This window comes from Maribacter stanieri (assembly GCF_900112245.1).
GTDB lineage: Bacteria > Bacteroidota > Bacteroidia > Flavobacteriales > Flavobacteriaceae > Maribacter > Maribacter stanieri.
In genome coordinates, this window is record NZ_FOYX01000001.1 from 2148445 (window position 1) to 2161999 (window position 13555).

At 33.1% G+C, this 13555-nt stretch carries 16 protein-coding genes; 9 read left to right on the forward strand and 7 right to left on the reverse strand.

Features of this window, described 5'->3' with window-relative positions:
* Nucleotides 1–3 precede the first annotated feature (3 nt).
* Nucleotides 4–1167, forward strand: a complete 1164-nt coding sequence (locus BM296_RS09290; protein ID WP_027064342.1) for a sigma-54-dependent transcriptional regulator — start codon at nucleotides 4–6, stop codon at nucleotides 1165–1167.
* Nucleotides 1168–1177: 10 nt separating this feature from the next.
* Here the strand turns inward: BM296_RS09290 and BM296_RS09295 are convergent, their stop codons facing one another.
* The gene (locus BM296_RS09295) at nucleotides 1178–1870 is read right to left on the reverse strand and encodes a hypothetical protein (protein WP_091902763.1); all 693 of its coding nucleotides are present in this window, start codon (nucleotides 1868–1870) and stop codon (nucleotides 1178–1180) included.
* A gap of 184 nt (nucleotides 1871–2054) precedes the next feature.
* On the opposite strand from BM296_RS09295, the gene BM296_RS09300 reads away from it, so the two are divergent.
* The 3 genes from BM296_RS09300 (at nucleotide 2055) to BM296_RS09310 (ending at nucleotide 5380) form a co-directional block, all read left to right on the forward strand.
* Complete coding sequence (locus BM296_RS09300) at nucleotides 2055–2936, forward strand: PPK2 family polyphosphate kinase (protein ID WP_091902764.1); 882 nt, start codon at nucleotides 2055–2057, stop codon at nucleotides 2934–2936.
* Complete coding sequence (locus BM296_RS09305; protein ID WP_091902765.1) at nucleotides 2908–4302, forward strand: M20/M25/M40 family metallo-hydrolase; 1395 nt, start codon at nucleotides 2908–2910, stop codon at nucleotides 4300–4302. Before BM296_RS09300 ends, BM296_RS09305 begins: the two co-directional genes overlap by 29 nt.
* 145 nt (nucleotides 4303–4447) lie before the next feature.
* Entirely contained in the window at nucleotides 4448–5380 is a 933-nt protein-coding gene (locus tag BM296_RS09310) for a peptidylprolyl isomerase (protein WP_091902766.1), read from the forward strand.
* A 313-nt stretch (nucleotides 5381–5693) separates the two neighbouring features.
* On the opposite strand, the gene BM296_RS09315 is transcribed toward BM296_RS09310, so the two are convergent.
* Both BM296_RS09315 and BM296_RS09320 read right to left on the reverse strand, forming a co-directional pair.
* The gene (locus tag BM296_RS09315) at nucleotides 5694–5888 is read right to left on the reverse strand and encodes a cold-shock protein (RefSeq protein WP_027064347.1); all 195 of its coding nucleotides are present in this window, start codon (nucleotides 5886–5888) and stop codon (nucleotides 5694–5696) included.
* A gap of 129 nt (nucleotides 5889–6017) precedes the next feature.
* The gene (locus BM296_RS09320) at nucleotides 6018–6656 is read right to left on the reverse strand and encodes a peroxiredoxin (RefSeq protein ID WP_027064348.1); all 639 of its coding nucleotides are present in this window, start codon (nucleotides 6654–6656) and stop codon (nucleotides 6018–6020) included.
* Between the two features lie 110 nt (nucleotides 6657–6766).
* On the opposite strand from BM296_RS09320, the gene BM296_RS09325 reads away from it, so the two are divergent.
* On the forward strand, nucleotides 6767–7303 hold the full coding sequence (locus BM296_RS09325; RefSeq protein WP_091902767.1) for a YfiT family bacillithiol transferase: 537 nt from the start codon (nucleotides 6767–6769) through the stop codon (nucleotides 7301–7303).
* Between the two features lie 5 nt (nucleotides 7304–7308).
* Here BM296_RS09325 and BM296_RS09330 read toward each other — a convergent pair whose 3' ends face one another.
* The gene (locus BM296_RS09330) at nucleotides 7309–7836 is read right to left on the reverse strand and encodes a GNAT family N-acetyltransferase (RefSeq protein WP_143099057.1); all 528 of its coding nucleotides are present in this window, start codon (nucleotides 7834–7836) and stop codon (nucleotides 7309–7311) included.
* A gap of 25 nt (nucleotides 7837–7861) precedes the next feature.
* Complete coding sequence (locus BM296_RS09335) at nucleotides 7862–8425, reverse strand: thioredoxin family protein (protein ID WP_091902769.1); 564 nt, start codon at nucleotides 8423–8425, stop codon at nucleotides 7862–7864.
* A 98-nt stretch (nucleotides 8426–8523) separates the two neighbouring features.
* On the opposite strand from BM296_RS09335, the gene BM296_RS09340 reads away from it, so the two are divergent.
* The 4 genes from BM296_RS09340 to BM296_RS09355 are packed head-to-tail and all read left to right on the forward strand — an operon-like array spanning nucleotide 8524 to nucleotide 11138.
* Nucleotides 8524–8826 carry a phosphoribosylpyrophosphate synthetase gene (locus BM296_RS09340; protein ID WP_091902770.1) on the forward strand — a complete coding sequence of 101 codons (303 nt, stop codon included), beginning with the start codon at nucleotides 8524–8526 and terminating at the stop codon, nucleotides 8824–8826.
* Nucleotides 8826–9164, forward strand: coding sequence for a tRNA-binding protein (locus tag BM296_RS09345; RefSeq protein ID WP_027064353.1), 339 nt, complete (start codon nucleotides 8826–8828; stop codon nucleotides 9162–9164). The genes BM296_RS09340 and BM296_RS09345 overlap by 1 nt, the downstream gene beginning before the upstream one ends.
* Nucleotides 9165–9168: 4 nt before the next feature.
* Nucleotides 9169–10089: a bile acid:sodium symporter family protein gene (locus BM296_RS09350; protein ID WP_091902771.1), complete on the forward strand. Its 921-nt coding sequence runs from the start codon at nucleotides 9169–9171 to the stop codon at nucleotides 10087–10089.
* A complete protein-coding gene (locus BM296_RS09355; protein ID WP_091902772.1) occupies nucleotides 10086–11138 on the forward strand; it encodes a lysophospholipid acyltransferase family protein in 1053 nt (350 codons plus the stop codon). The genes BM296_RS09350 and BM296_RS09355 overlap by 4 nt, the downstream gene beginning before the upstream one ends.
* Before the next feature lie 80 nt (nucleotides 11139–11218).
* Here the strand turns inward: BM296_RS09355 and BM296_RS09360 are convergent, their stop codons facing one another.
* Both BM296_RS09360 and BM296_RS09365 read right to left on the reverse strand, forming a co-directional pair.
* The gene (locus BM296_RS09360) at nucleotides 11219–11602 is read right to left on the reverse strand and encodes a PUR family DNA/RNA-binding protein (protein ID WP_027064356.1); all 384 of its coding nucleotides are present in this window, start codon (nucleotides 11600–11602) and stop codon (nucleotides 11219–11221) included.
* 65 nt (nucleotides 11603–11667) lie between these two features.
* Nucleotides 11668–13419 (reverse strand): ABC transporter ATP-binding protein, encoded by a 1752-nt coding sequence (locus BM296_RS09365; protein WP_027064357.1) that lies wholly within the window; start codon nucleotides 13417–13419, stop codon nucleotides 11668–11670.
* Between the last annotated feature and the right edge of the window lie 136 nt (nucleotides 13420–13555).

Below are 13555 nucleotides of genomic sequence, written 5' to 3' on the forward strand. Positions count from 1 at the left end.
GTTATGTCAAAAATATTAGTAATCGAAGATGAAGCGGCAATTAGAAGAGTTTTGGTTAAAATTCTATCTGAAGAGAATGATGCGTACTCTGTTGAGGAAGCTGAAGATGGATTGAAAGGAATTGAAACCATAAAGAATAATGATTACGACTTGGTGCTTTGCGATATAAAAATGCCAAAAATGGATGGTGTAGAGGTTCTAGAAGCTGCTCGAAAAATTAAGCCAGAAATTCCTTTTATCATGATTTCTGGGCATGGAGATTTAGATACTGCAGTTAATACCATGAGATTAGGTGCCTTTGATTATATATCAAAACCACCAGATTTAAATAGATTACTTACTACAGTTAGAAATGCCTTAGATAGAAAAGTTCTGGTTGTAGAGAATAAGAACTTGAAGAAAAAGGTGAGCAAGAACTATGAGATGATCGGTGAAAGTGGCGAAATTAATACGATCAAGGAAATGATCGAGAAAGTAGCTCCTACAGATGCCCGTGTATTAATTACAGGGTCTAATGGTACCGGTAAAGAGCTTGTAGCACATTGGCTACATGAAAAAAGTGCAAGAAGCTCAGGTTCGTTTATAGAGGTCAACTGTGCTGCTATTCCTTCAGAATTAATAGAGAGTGAACTATTTGGGCATGTAAAAGGTGCATTTACATCTGCCGTAAAAGATAGGGCGGGTAAATTTGAAGCTGCTAATAAAGGAACAATCTTTTTAGATGAGATTGGTGATATGAGTCTTTCCGCGCAAGCAAAAGTTCTAAGAGCACTTCAAGAAAGTAAGATTTCTCGTGTTGGAACGGATAAAGACATAAAGGTTGATGTTCGTGTAATTGCTGCAACCAATAAAGATTTAAAAAAGGAAATTGAGGAAGGTAACTTTAGAGAAGATTTATACCATAGATTGGCAGTTATTCTAATTCAAGTGCCTAGTTTAAACGATAGACGTGATGATATACCATTACTGATTGAGCATTTTTCTAAGAAAATTACAGAAGAGCAAGGCATGGCTGCTAAAACGTTTTCAGATACGGCTATAAAACTGCTTAAAGCCTATGATTGGACCGGTAATATTCGTGAACTAAGAAATGTTGTAGAACGACTAATTATTCTTGGAGGACAAGATGTATCGGAAGATGATGTAAAACTATTTGCAAGTAAATAACTTGGCCAAATTATTTTTTTGCACAGTCACCTATTTTGTTCAAAGCTTCTTGGGTAATTTCTTTGGTACGTAAGTTGTAATATTTGCTTCCTTCTGAGATGTTAGGTTTTAGCAATTGAGCTTCGCTTTCATTGAAAATTCTTGTAGCAAAAGCAGTAGCATCTTTACAGTTGACAGTTTGAACAACTTTATCTAATGAAACTCGATATTTTTCTAGTGAAATATCAATATTTTCAAATATGTTTTTATCAAATTTTACTTTTTTTCCTGTTTTAACTTCCGTGGATGAATTTGTATTTACCGACAGTTCATTATTAGAGTATATACTATCATGAATATCATGAGATTCTAATACTAAAATTGTGTTATCCGTAAGTTCAATAGATTCGTTCAAATAACTAATTGTTCCTTCTAGTGTAGTTGATTTTGTTGCAAGTGTTAAAACCTCAATGTTCTCGTACACACTTGTTTTGGCATACGTACATCCACAAACCTTTAATTGATCTTTTGATTTTTCTAAGGCGTTTAATGCTTTGTAAGCATAAAACCTAGCTTGGTTTATATCTTGGGTACTTAATGCAGCAGTTATCTGTGATTTTGCGTAACCCATGTTAGAATTTGCATATTCACATTCTACATTAGCTGTAAATGAGGACAAGGATACTAGTGCAATAACGCAGAAAAAATAGATATTTTTCTTCATAAGTAGGTGTATTAGCTGTAAAATTTGGGGTCTTACACGGGTAAATTTATATGCTTTACCTTGTTGAAAATATTATTTTCGATACAATACCTATCAATTTCGATAAACGGAATTTAAATGGTTTTGGTTATGTAGGATATTTTATAGAATTAGTATTCATAAATATTATATTTTATATTTCGGTATGGATAAGATAAAAGTAGACAATTATAGAACCAATAAAAATTTCAAAATAGCTGATAATGAGACTTTTGAAGATTTTGGAAAATCTGATAAAGAACTTAAAAAAGAATTATCAAGCATTAGAAGAGAGCTGGGAGAGTTTCAAGATACCATATATGCACATGGAAAATACAGTATTCTAGTTTGTTTACAGGGTATGGATACCGCAGGAAAAGATAGTTTAATACGTGAAGTGTTTAAAGATTTTAATGTTAGTGGTGTTGAAGTACATAGTTTTAAGGTGCCAACAGAATTAGAATTGAGTCATAACTATTTATGGCGTCACTATTTGGTTTTACCGGCAAAAGGAAAATTCGGAGTTTTCAATAGAACTCATTATGAGAATGTATTGGTAACAAGGGTACACCCAGAGTATATATTAAGTGAGCATATACCAGGTATACATACTGTAGATGATATAGACCAAAATTTCTGGGATAAAAGATTTGAACAAATCAATGATTTTGAGCGTCATTTAGCAGAAAATGGAACATTGATATTTAAGTTTTTTCTAAACCTGTCTAAAGAAGAGCAAAGGCAACGTTTATTAAGAAGACTTGCAATTAAAGAGAAACATTGGAAATTTTCTCCAGGCGATTTAAAAGAACGAAAGCTTTGGGATGTTTACCAAAAGTGCTATGAGGAAGCTATTTCTAAAACAACTCATGATCATGCACCATGGTTTGCTATTCCTGCAGATAATAAAAAAGCTACACGTATAATAGTTGCTTCAATTTTGCTTCAATCGTTAAAAAAATACAAAGATATTAAGGAGCCTATGTTGAGCGATAAAATAAAGGCTAATTTAGACAGCTATGAAGAACAATTACAAGGTGAACAGTAAACTGGTACTATTATTTGTTATTGCTTGCACATCTTTCGGGTTTTCGCAAAGTACAGACCAATTACAGATTAAGAAGCTTTATGATACTGCCTTAACAGAGGGTAAGGGTTATGATTGGTTGAATTACCTATCTAATCAAATAGGTGGTAGGTTATCTGGATCAATACAAGCACAGCAGGCAGTTAATTATACCAAATCTCAGTTAGATTCTTTAGGGGTCGATAAGGTTTGGCTACAACCGGTTATGGTACCAAAATGGGTTAGAGGTACGCCAGAATTTGCATATTTTGAAACGTCTCCTGGAGCCACTACAAATGTACCCATTTGTGCATTAGGAGGTTCTGTACCTACACCACCAAGGGGAATAAAAGCAAATATTATAGAGGTAGAGGGCATTGAGCAACTGGCAATTTTAGGCAAAGAAAAGATAGAAGGTAAGATTGTGTTTTTTAATAAACCAATGGATGCTACACAGATAGATACTTTTACAGCCTATTCTAATTGCGTTGATCAACGATATGCGGGTGCTTTGGAAGCATCTAAATATGGTGCATTTGGTGTAATTGTTAGATCAATGAATCTTCGTTTAGATGATTATCCACATACGGGTTCAATGGGTTATGGTGATCAGGTAGAATCGGAAAGAATACCTGCAGCGGCAATTAGTACTAATGCTGCCGAATTGTTAAGCACTTCCTTGAAATTGAATCCTGAAATTAAATTCTTTTTTAAGCAGAATTGCAAGCAGTTTAATGATGTTGAATCTTATAATGTTATTGCTGAAATTAAAGGAAGTACTACGCCAGAAGAGGTCATAGTAGTTGGTGGGCATTTAGATTCTTGGGATCTAGGCGATGGTTCTCATGATGACGGTGCAGGTTGTGTTCAAAGTATGGAGGTCTTAAACCTTTTTAAGAAAACAGGTTATAAACCAAAACGAACAATAAGAGTGGTTCTTTTTATGAATGAAGAAAATGGTTTAAGGGGAGGAAATAAATATGCAGAAGTTGCTGCGACCAATAATGAAAAACACATATTCGCTTTAGAAAGTGATTCTGGTGGGTTTACTCCACGTGGTTTTACTTTTGACAGTTCAGATAAAGACTTTGAGAAAGTGTTGGAGTGGAAAAGCCTTTTTGAACCATATTTAATACATTCTTTTAAAAAAGGATTTAGTGGTGCAGATATTGGTCCGTTGAAAAAAGAGGGTTTAGTACTTGCGGGATTAAGACCAGATTCTCAACGGTATTTTGATCACCACCATGCTGAAAACGATACGTTTGAACATGTGAATAGACGCGAACTTCAGTTAGGAGCAGCATCAATGGCAAGTTTAATTTATTTAGTAGATACGTACGGGTTTTAATTAACTATGTTCTTCTATCAACATTGATTTCAAAGCATGGTATAGATTTAAGCTTATTAGGTATTAATTATTTGTCATTTGAAATTGTTAAAATGTTCAAATCGTTAAATTTCTTTACCTTTGCGGCATACTTAAAAAAACTAAAATGGAAGAAGGAATTTACGCCAAGTTTAATACAAATAAAGGCGAAATACTAGTTAAATTAACTCATGACAAAACTCCGGGAACAGTTGGTAATTTTGTTGCTTTAGCAGAGGGTAATAAAGAAAATAGCGCCAAAGGTAAAGGTGAGCCTTATTATAATGGTTTAAAATTTCATAGGGTTATTCCAGATTTTATGATTCAAGGTGGTTGTCCGCAAGGTAGAGGTACTGGCGATGCTGGTTACAAGTTTGATGATGAATTTCACCCAGAATTAAAGCATGATGCTCCAGGGGTACTATCTATGGCTAATTCTGGTCCTGGAACTAATGGTAGTCAGTTCTTTATTACACATGTACCAACACCATGGTTAGATAACAAGCATACTATTTTTGGACATGTTGCTGCAGGGCAAGAAGTTGTAGATGATATAGCACAAGATGATGTTATTGAGTCTTTGGAAATTGTAAGAGTTGGCGATACAGCCGAAAAATGGAATGCATTAAAAGCTTTTGAAGATTTCAATGCTTCTGGTGAGGCTAGATTAGCAGCAGAAAAAGCAAAAAAAGAAGCAGAACTTGATAAAGTTGCTGCAGGTTTTGAGTCTACGGCTTCTGGACTACGTTACAAAATGATTCAGAAAGGTGACGGAGATAAAGCCGAAAAAGGGCAAAAGGTCTCTGTACATTATGAAGGGTCTCTTTTAGACGGTCAGGTTTTTGATTCGTCTTACAAGCGTAATTCTCCTATAGATTTTCAATTGGGAATTGGTCAAGTAATCCCAGGTTGGGATGAAGGTATCTCTTTATTACAAGTTGGTGATAAGGCACGTTTTGTAATTCCATCAGACTTAGCTTATGGATCTGCAGGTGCAGGTGGTGTTATACCACCAGATGCCACATTAATATTTGATGTAGAATTAATGAAAGTTGGTTAAGTAGCTTACTTTTTAAATACTATTAAAACACCTGTATTGTAATGATATAGGTGTTTTTTTTGATGCTTATTTTTTTCGGGTAATAAAACTTCCTAAAAGCAATATTACATTAACAATCATTAAAACTAAAAATACGGTCAAAAATGTGGTCATAACTATAGGTATAAGGTCGGGGAACCGTTCTTGTTTAATCTATAGATAGGTATTTATATAAAAGGTTGCGTTTAAGTTGAACAAATTTTAAAATAAAGCGCATAAAAAAACCCAAACCAATTGGTTCGGGTTTTATACTATAAAAAAGTTAAATCGTTACCTAGTCAATTACTTTCACATTAACGGCGTTTAATCCTTTTTTACCTTGTTGTAGTTCAAATTCTACAACATCACCTTCACGAACTTCATCGATTAAGCCAGAAATGTGTACAAAATGATCTTCGTTTGAACCATCTTCAGTGATAAATCCGTAACCTTTAGAATCATTGAAGAATTTTACTGTTCCTTTACTCATAATAGAAAAATTAAATATTAATTAAAGTGCGAAGATAGTTTTTTTTTGTTTAAATACTTAAAAACTTACGCGTTATCTTAATGTTAATAATAATAGTCTAAAGTATTGAGAATGAACTTGTTTTTAAGCCTATGCAGTAGGGTCTGGCGTCATTCTTAAATATGGTTTTACTTCGGTAACTCCCTTAGAAAATATGTCCTTTGCATCTGCTGTAGATATAGCAGGACTAACTACTACATCCTTTCCATGTTCCCAATTTGCTGGTGTTGCAACTTTATGATTAGCTGTAAGTTGCAAGGAATCTATTACTCTTAAAAGTTCGTAGAAATTTCTTCCTGTAGATGCTGGGTACGTCAATGTCAACTTAACGGATTTATCTGGAGCAATTATAAATACAGAACGAACGGTAAGATTGTTGTCTGCATTTGGATGAATCATGTCATATAAATCTGAAACTTTTTTGTCCTCATCGGCTATAATAGGAAAATTAACTACCGTATCCTGAACTTCGTTAATGTCTTTGATCCATTCTGCATGTGATGCTGCGCCGTCAACACTCAAAGCAATCATTTTTACATTTCTCTTATCAAATTCTCCCTTAAATTTTGCAGCTGTACCTAACTCTGTAGTACATACTGGTGTGAAATCTGCTGGGTGAGAAAATAATATTCCCCAGCTATCACCAAGGTAATCGTATAAATTTATAGTTCCTACTGAGCTATCTGCTGTGAAATTAGGAGCTTTGTCTCCTAAGCGTATTGTTGCCATAATGGTATGATTTTGTATAATTAATTTTATATCCTATAAAATTAGTAGATTATATAACCTTGGCTAAAGGTTTTAGGTTAAAAGTCTATTAAAATTTCTACTTTTAAATTATGGAAGAATTAGAAAAATTAAAATACCCGATTGGACATTTTGAATGCCCAAAGGATATCTCAAAAGATGATATTGAAATATGGATTAAGGTATTGGAAACCCTACCTGAACGTTTGTCAAATCTTGTAAATAATTTTTCTGAAAATCAACTCAATACCCCTTATAGAAAAGATGGTTGGACGGTAAGACAGGTAATACACCATATGGCAGATAGTCATCACCATAGTTACACACGTTTTAAATGGGCATTGACAGAGAATAGACCATTGATTAAGGTTTATGAAGAAAAAAAATGGAGTGAGCTGATTGATGCTAGAACGGCCCCAATTTCCTTATCCTTATCCTATCTGACGGCCTTGCATGCCAAATTGGTTTATTTGTTAACCAGACTTTCGGCAGAAGATTTAAAGGTAAGTTACATACACCCAGATGGAAATGTAAATGTTTCTGTGGCAGAGAATATTGGTAAATATGCTTGGCATAGTAATCATCATTTTGCTCACATTGAAAATTTATCTTTGAGACAAAATTGGTAAGATTTTTAAATATCCTTTTTTAATAAATACATTGGTTTTTCTTCTTCAATAACATTGCTGAAAGGTACTTTGGTAGTGCCTACAATTGAGAAATTATTATTTATGTAGAATTGTAGTGCAGGTCCTTTTTGCATAGATTCTAGAAAAATGGTCTTTTTTAAATGCTTCTTGGCTATATTTTCTACAAAATGCAAGCTTTTGGTGCCTATACCTTTGCCAGAGAATTCTTTGAGAATATAAATCTTATCTAGGTAAAGAGCATCAAGCTTATTGTAGGTTTGTAATTCTTTGTGAAGCGTAATTTTAAGTATTCCTATATATTCAATATTTACTTTAATCAAATACAGAACAGTATTCTCATCTTGTTCTTCATTCAATAAAACTTGATGTGTAAAACTGCTTTCAATATAGGTGTCAGTAACTCCATTGGGCCATAAATGTCTATAATGCTGGTTATAAGCTTTTGTGCCTATTTCTATATACGTTTGGTAATGAGATGGCTGTAGTACTTCAAATTTAATAGTATCATCCATAAACTTAACTGATTTACGAATTTTATTAGCTGTTTTTCTTCCATTTAATATTACAGCCAATGCTGGGCTTTTGCATAGGGTCAATTTCTTTCCCGGAGATTAAATTGTCAATCGCATTTCTAAGATCCTTACCATTTAAAGGTAATTCGTTTCCAGGTCTAGAATCGTCTAACTGCCCTCTATAGACTAGCTTAAGCTTATCATCAAAAAGATAGAAATCTGGGGTGCAAGCCGCATCGTATTTTTTAGCTACACTCTGGTCTTCATCATATAAATATGGAAAAGTGTAATTTTCAGCTTTTGCCTTAATTCGCATGAATTGCGGAGCGTCTTCAGGATAATTTTCGACATCATTACTAGAGATAGCAATAAAATGAATACCCTTTTTCCTGTATTCTATAGCCATTTTAGTGATTTCTGGATTTACATGAATAACAAATGGGCAATGATTACAAATGAACATTATTACGGTGCCCTTTTCTCCATTTAAAGCATGTAGGTTCAACGTCTGTTTGCTAATAGTATCTAACAAACTAAATTCTGGAGCCAGTGTGCCTAGTGCCAACATTTTGCTTTCCGTTCTTGCCATATCAACTAAAATTTTAGTGTACTAAGTTAACAAATTAATACCCCTTGCTTTTACTTTATACTATTCTTAAATTCATTAATCCATTAAAAATTATAGTTATGGAAAAATCATATGTATCATTGTCTATTGCAATTAAAGCGTTACAAGAAGAAGGCTATACCGAAGATTTTAACCTTTGTGACGCTGGGGTTGAAAATAAAAACAAAAAGAAGATTCATTCGGCAACCGAATTGGATGTTGTGAAATTTTATCGTTTTGAAGGTATGAGCAACCCAGATGATAACACCATTCTGTATGTTATAGAAACCAATAAAGGAGAGAAGGGCTTGTTAGTAGATGCATATGGCATGTATTCAGGAAATGTACCAAAAGAATTAATAGAAAAACTCAGAATTACATAATGGAAGAAACTATTACATGGGGCGATTTTAGTAAAATTGATATGAGGGTAGGTACTGTAATTGCAGTTTATGACTTTCCGGAAGCTAGAAATCCATCTTACAAATTAGAAATAGATTTTGGTTCGGAAATAGGCGTTAGAAAAACATCTGCCCAAATAACCGAAAAGTATAAAAAAGAGGAAATTATAGGTAATCAAGTTATAGCGGTGGTAAATTTTCCTAAGAAACAAATTGCCAATTTTATGAGCGAATGTCTTATATTAGGTGCTGTAGAAAAAAGTTCGGTGGTGCTAATTCAGCCTCAAATGAAAGTGCCTAACGGATTAAAAATTTCCTAAATTTTTGACAGAAAGTATTTTAGATAAGGTTCTTATTAATTTTGATTCTGGTTCGTTATGGGTTATGAACTTAGTTTTAGGTTTAGTGATGTTTGGGGTTGCATTAGAGATATCAATTTCAGATTTTAAACCTCTATGGTCAAAACCAAAAGCACTATTGGTTGGGTTAACTAGTCAATTCATTTTACTGCCTGCAATTACTTTTTTACTGGTTTTGATTATTGAACCCTTCCCAAGCATTGCGTTAGGAATGTTTATGGTTGCAGCCTGCCCTGGTGGTAATATTTCTAATTTTATTTCTTATCTGTCAAAGGCTAATACTGCATTATCTGTAAGCCTAACGGCAATTGCAACTATTTTGGCAATAGTAATGACACCATTGAATTTTCATTTCTGGTCTATGCTGTATGAACCCAGTTCAAGTCTAATAAATGAAATTTCTATATCACCTTTAGAGATGGTCAAACTGGTCTTTTTGTTGTTAGGTCTTCCGTTAGTATTGGGTATGTATTTAAATTATAGTAACCCTGTGCTAGCTTTAAAAATAGCTAAAAAGCTGAAAATAGTTTCACTAGTATTCTTTATTTGCTTAGTGTTTATAGCACTATATAATAACCGAGTAATTTTCATGGATTATATTCTTTATGTTTTTTGGATTGTTCTAATTCATAATCTGGTAGCTTTTTCTACAGGATATAGTATGGGGAGATTATTTCATTTGCCAGAAGATAGTTTACGATCGATTACCATAGAAACCGGAATACAAAATTCTGGACTTGGGTTGTTATTAATTTTTACCTTCTTTGATGGTTTAGGAGGTATGGCATTACTTGCTGCATTTTGGGGGATTTGGCATATAATTTCTGGTTTAATTTTAGCTGCTTTTTGGAATAGAAAGTCGGTTGTTAAAGAGACTGTAGCTTGAGCGGATTTATTTATTCCATAGTGAAAGTAATAGTGAAAACCGGACTTTACGGTTATCATAAAAAAATTACTATTTCAGGGCTAGAAAATATACCAGTAGATAAACCGGTAATGTTTCTACCTAACCATCAAAGTGCCTTAATGGATGTGTTGTTGATTGCAACAGATTGTAATCGTAAACCTTATTTTTTAACCAGATCAGATGTTTTTAAAGGAAAATTTTTAAAACGTGTTTTTAACTATTTTCAAATGTTACCCATTTATAGAATGCGTGATGGTAGGGGCACACTTTTTAATAATGATGCGATTTTTAATTCTTGTGCAGAAATTTTAAATAGGAGAGAGGCATTGCTTTTATTTCCGGAGGCAAATCATAGTTTGCAGCGAAGGGTTAGGCCGTTAAGTAAAGGGTTCACTAGAATATTATTCAGGGCTTTTGAGCTTTACCCGGATTTAGATGTTCAATTAATTCCTGTAGGGTTTAATTATAAAAATGCAACACATTTTCCAGATGAAGTTTCTATTTATTATGGTAAACCTATATCGGCTAAGAGGCTATTTAATGCAGCGGATTTAAACTCCTCTAGTCTTACTATCAAAAATAAGATTACAAGCAATTTACGGCAATTGACAACTCATATACCAAATGAAGAGCAATACGATGCTATAAACAATAGGCTGATAAATGAAAAAGCAGATTTTTTGAATCCTATTGCTATAAATAAGAAAGTTAAGGCTTATTCAAAGCAGCATTTAGGCGATTCTAATGAAGTGGTTATTCCGAATCAAAATACTGATTTCTACAAATCAGTATTTAGTATTTTGAATTTTCCCGTTGTTATTGTCTGGCGATTATGGCTAAAGCCGAAGGTGCCAGAAGATGAGTTTATGGGAACTTTTAGATTCGCATTTGGCTTACTATCATATCCTATTTACCTACTGTTACTTTTTATACTGTTATCAATATTTTCTACACTTAGTATTGCACTATTGATTACTGTAGTTTTAACTATGATAAACATTCTGCTGGTTAAATATGCTTTACGGTAAAGTATGAAATAAAAAGCCGTAAAATAAAAACGACCCTTATACTTAAGGGTCGTTTTTGATATTTTAGTAAAAGATTTTAATTAAATATCCTCGAAGCTTACATCTGTAAAACTAGAAGTGTTGGTAGATGTATTTTCTACTGGTACTTCAATTTCAGCTTCTTCTTTTTTAAAGTCTTTTTGGTGTCTCTCAGAGATAACTTCAGAACCTTTTTCGTTAATTATAAAATCCATCATTTCTTCAACGTTCTCTTTAAAAGCATCAAAGTCTTCTTTGTATAAATAAATTTTATGCTTTTTGTAATGGAACGATCCATCGTCATGTGTAAATTTCTTACTTTCTGTAATTGTCAAATAATAATCCCCAGCCTTAGTACTTCTTACATCGAAAAAGTACGTTCTTCTACCTGCCCGTAAAACTTTGGAGTGAATTTCTTCCTGATCTGATAAATCTCTTTCGCTCATTTCTAATGTTTAGTGTCGTTATACTATCAAAAATGAAAAAAAAAACGCTATCCGACAACAATTTTCTAATTTTCTTTCTCGGAGAGCTGTTTGTGATAGAGGTCTTTATAATACCCTTCTTGGGTATTTAATTCATCGTGGGTACCCTCTTGAATGAGTCTGCCATCATCTAAAACCAAAATTTTATCAGCATTTTTAGCCGATGATACTCTATGACTTACAATTAATGTAGTTCTATTCTTAGAAGCTTTTTTAAGATTATTTAAAATTTCTTCTTCGGTTTCGGTATCAACTGCAGAAAGGCAATCATCGAATAAATAGATTTGTGGTTTTTTAATTAAAGCTCTTGCAATTGAAACTCTTTGCTTTTGTCCTCCACTTAATGTAATGCCTCTTTCGCCAAGAACAGTATCGTACTTTTTAGAGAAGCCCATAATATTTTCATGAACTACAGCATCTTTAGCTATATCTATAATTTCTTGGTCTGTTGCATTTTCTTTCCCAAACTTAATGTTGTTCTTAATACTGTCAGAGAATAAGAATGCATCTTGCGGTACTGCACCAATAGATTCTCTTAAACTAGTAAGGTCTATGCTCTTTATTGGCTCGTTATCAATTAAGATTTCTCCAGAAGTAGTGTCGTATAATCGTGCTACCAAATCAAGAATAGTAGATTTTCCAGAACCTGTTTTGCCAATAATAGCTGTAGTCTCGCCTTCATTTATAGTGAACGATAAATGTTTTAGGGCATTTATGTTAGTGTCTTGGTAAGTGAAATCTACATCTTTAAATTCAATTTTGCCTTTTACCTTGTGCTCATGAGTAGGAGTGTTTTTTAATTCAGATTCTTGATTTAAAAATTCATTGATACGCTCTTGACTTGCTGCTGCTCTTTGTACAATAGAAGTTAGCCACCCAACAATAGCAACTGGCCATGTTAACATATTTACATATAATATGAATTCAGCTATAAGCCCAACTTCAATTTCACCCGCTAAATATTGTTTGCCTCCAATATATATGACCAAAATATTACTGATTCCTATTAAAAGAATCATTAAAGGAAAAAACCAAGCGTTTACTTTTGCTAGACTTACACTTTTTTCTTTTCCCTCGATGGCAAGATTTACTAAGTCATTATTTGTTTGTGGTTCTAATGCGTACGCCTTAATAACAGATACCCCAGAAAATATTTCTTGTGTAAACGTGGATAAAGTTGATAGGTATTGTTGTACTATAGTGCTTCTTTTATGGATTACTTTACTTATTTGATAAATTAAAACAGATAAGATTGGTAAAGGCAATAGGGTGTAAGCAGCCAATGTTGGTGCTTTAATAAACATTAATGGTATTAAACATGCAAACAAGGTTAAGGTCTGTATACCATACATAATTGCAGGTCCTGCGTACATTCTAACTTCATTAACATCTTCACTAATTCTATTCATTAAATCTCCTGTTCTATTTTTTTTGTAGAAGTTGAGACTTAGTTTTTGGTAGTGATCAAATATTTCATTTTTAAGATCATATTCAATATACCTAGATATGTTGATAATTAGTTGACGCATTAAAAATGTAAAAAAACCAGATAATAAAGCAGCGCCAACAATAATTAAAATATATTCCATTAATAATTCTTGCGCAGTAGATTTTTCTATTTCTGCCTTTATATATTGCTCTACTACGGTAATAGAGTTATTTACATATGAGGGCATAATCAGTTGAAAAAGCCTGGCTACCACGGTAATAATGATTCCGAGAAAAAGCTTAAGCCAATATTTTTTAAAGTATTTATTAAGGTGCTTAAGTTCTTTCATAGGTAGTAAAAAAGAGAATAATATAGATTTCTGAGGTCAAAGATAGTTTTTTGACCTAAAACCATATGTTATAAATAAGCTAAGATAAATACGATTGCTATTGTGACCCTTTAAATAGATACTTACCTTTGCGGCT

Excerpts from the sequence above, each read along its gene's own strand:
- BM296_RS09290 (WP_027064342.1), top strand. The coding sequence starts at position 4 with ATGTCAAAAATATTAGTAATCGAAGATGAAGCGGCAATTAGAAGAGTT.
- BM296_RS09295 (WP_091902763.1), bottom strand. The coding sequence starts at position 1,870 with ATGAAGAAAAATATCTATTTTTTCTGCGTTATTGCACTAGTATCCTTG.
- BM296_RS09300 (WP_091902764.1), top strand. The coding sequence starts at position 2,055 with ATGGATAAGATAAAAGTAGACAATTATAGAACCAATAAAAATTTCAAA.
- BM296_RS09305 (WP_091902765.1), top strand. The coding sequence starts at position 2,908 with ATGAAGAACAATTACAAGGTGAACAGTAAACTGGTACTATTATTTGTT.
- BM296_RS09310 (WP_091902766.1), top strand. The coding sequence starts at position 4,448 with ATGGAAGAAGGAATTTACGCCAAGTTTAATACAAATAAAGGCGAAATA.
- BM296_RS09315 (WP_027064347.1), bottom strand. The coding sequence starts at position 5,888 with ATGAGTAAAGGAACAGTAAAATTCTTCAATGATTCTAAAGGTTACGGA.
- BM296_RS09320 (WP_027064348.1), bottom strand. The coding sequence starts at position 6,656 with ATGGCAACAATACGCTTAGGAGACAAAGCTCCTAATTTCACAGCAGAT.
- BM296_RS09325 (WP_091902767.1), top strand. The coding sequence starts at position 6,767 with ATGGAAGAATTAGAAAAATTAAAATACCCGATTGGACATTTTGAATGC.
- BM296_RS09330 (WP_143099057.1), bottom strand. The coding sequence starts at position 7,836 with ATGGATGATACTATTAAATTTGAAGTACTACAGCCATCTCATTACCAA.
- BM296_RS09335 (WP_091902769.1), bottom strand. The coding sequence starts at position 8,425 with ATGGCAAGAACGGAAAGCAAAATGTTGGCACTAGGCACACTGGCTCCA.
- BM296_RS09340 (WP_091902770.1), top strand. The coding sequence starts at position 8,524 with ATGGAAAAATCATATGTATCATTGTCTATTGCAATTAAAGCGTTACAA.
- BM296_RS09345 (WP_027064353.1), top strand. The coding sequence starts at position 8,826 with ATGGAAGAAACTATTACATGGGGCGATTTTAGTAAAATTGATATGAGG.
- BM296_RS09360 (WP_027064356.1), bottom strand. The coding sequence starts at position 11,602 with ATGAGCGAAAGAGATTTATCAGATCAGGAAGAAATTCACTCCAAAGTT.
- BM296_RS09365 (WP_027064357.1), bottom strand. The coding sequence starts at position 13,419 with ATGAAAGAACTTAAGCACCTTAATAAATACTTTAAAAAATATTGGCTT.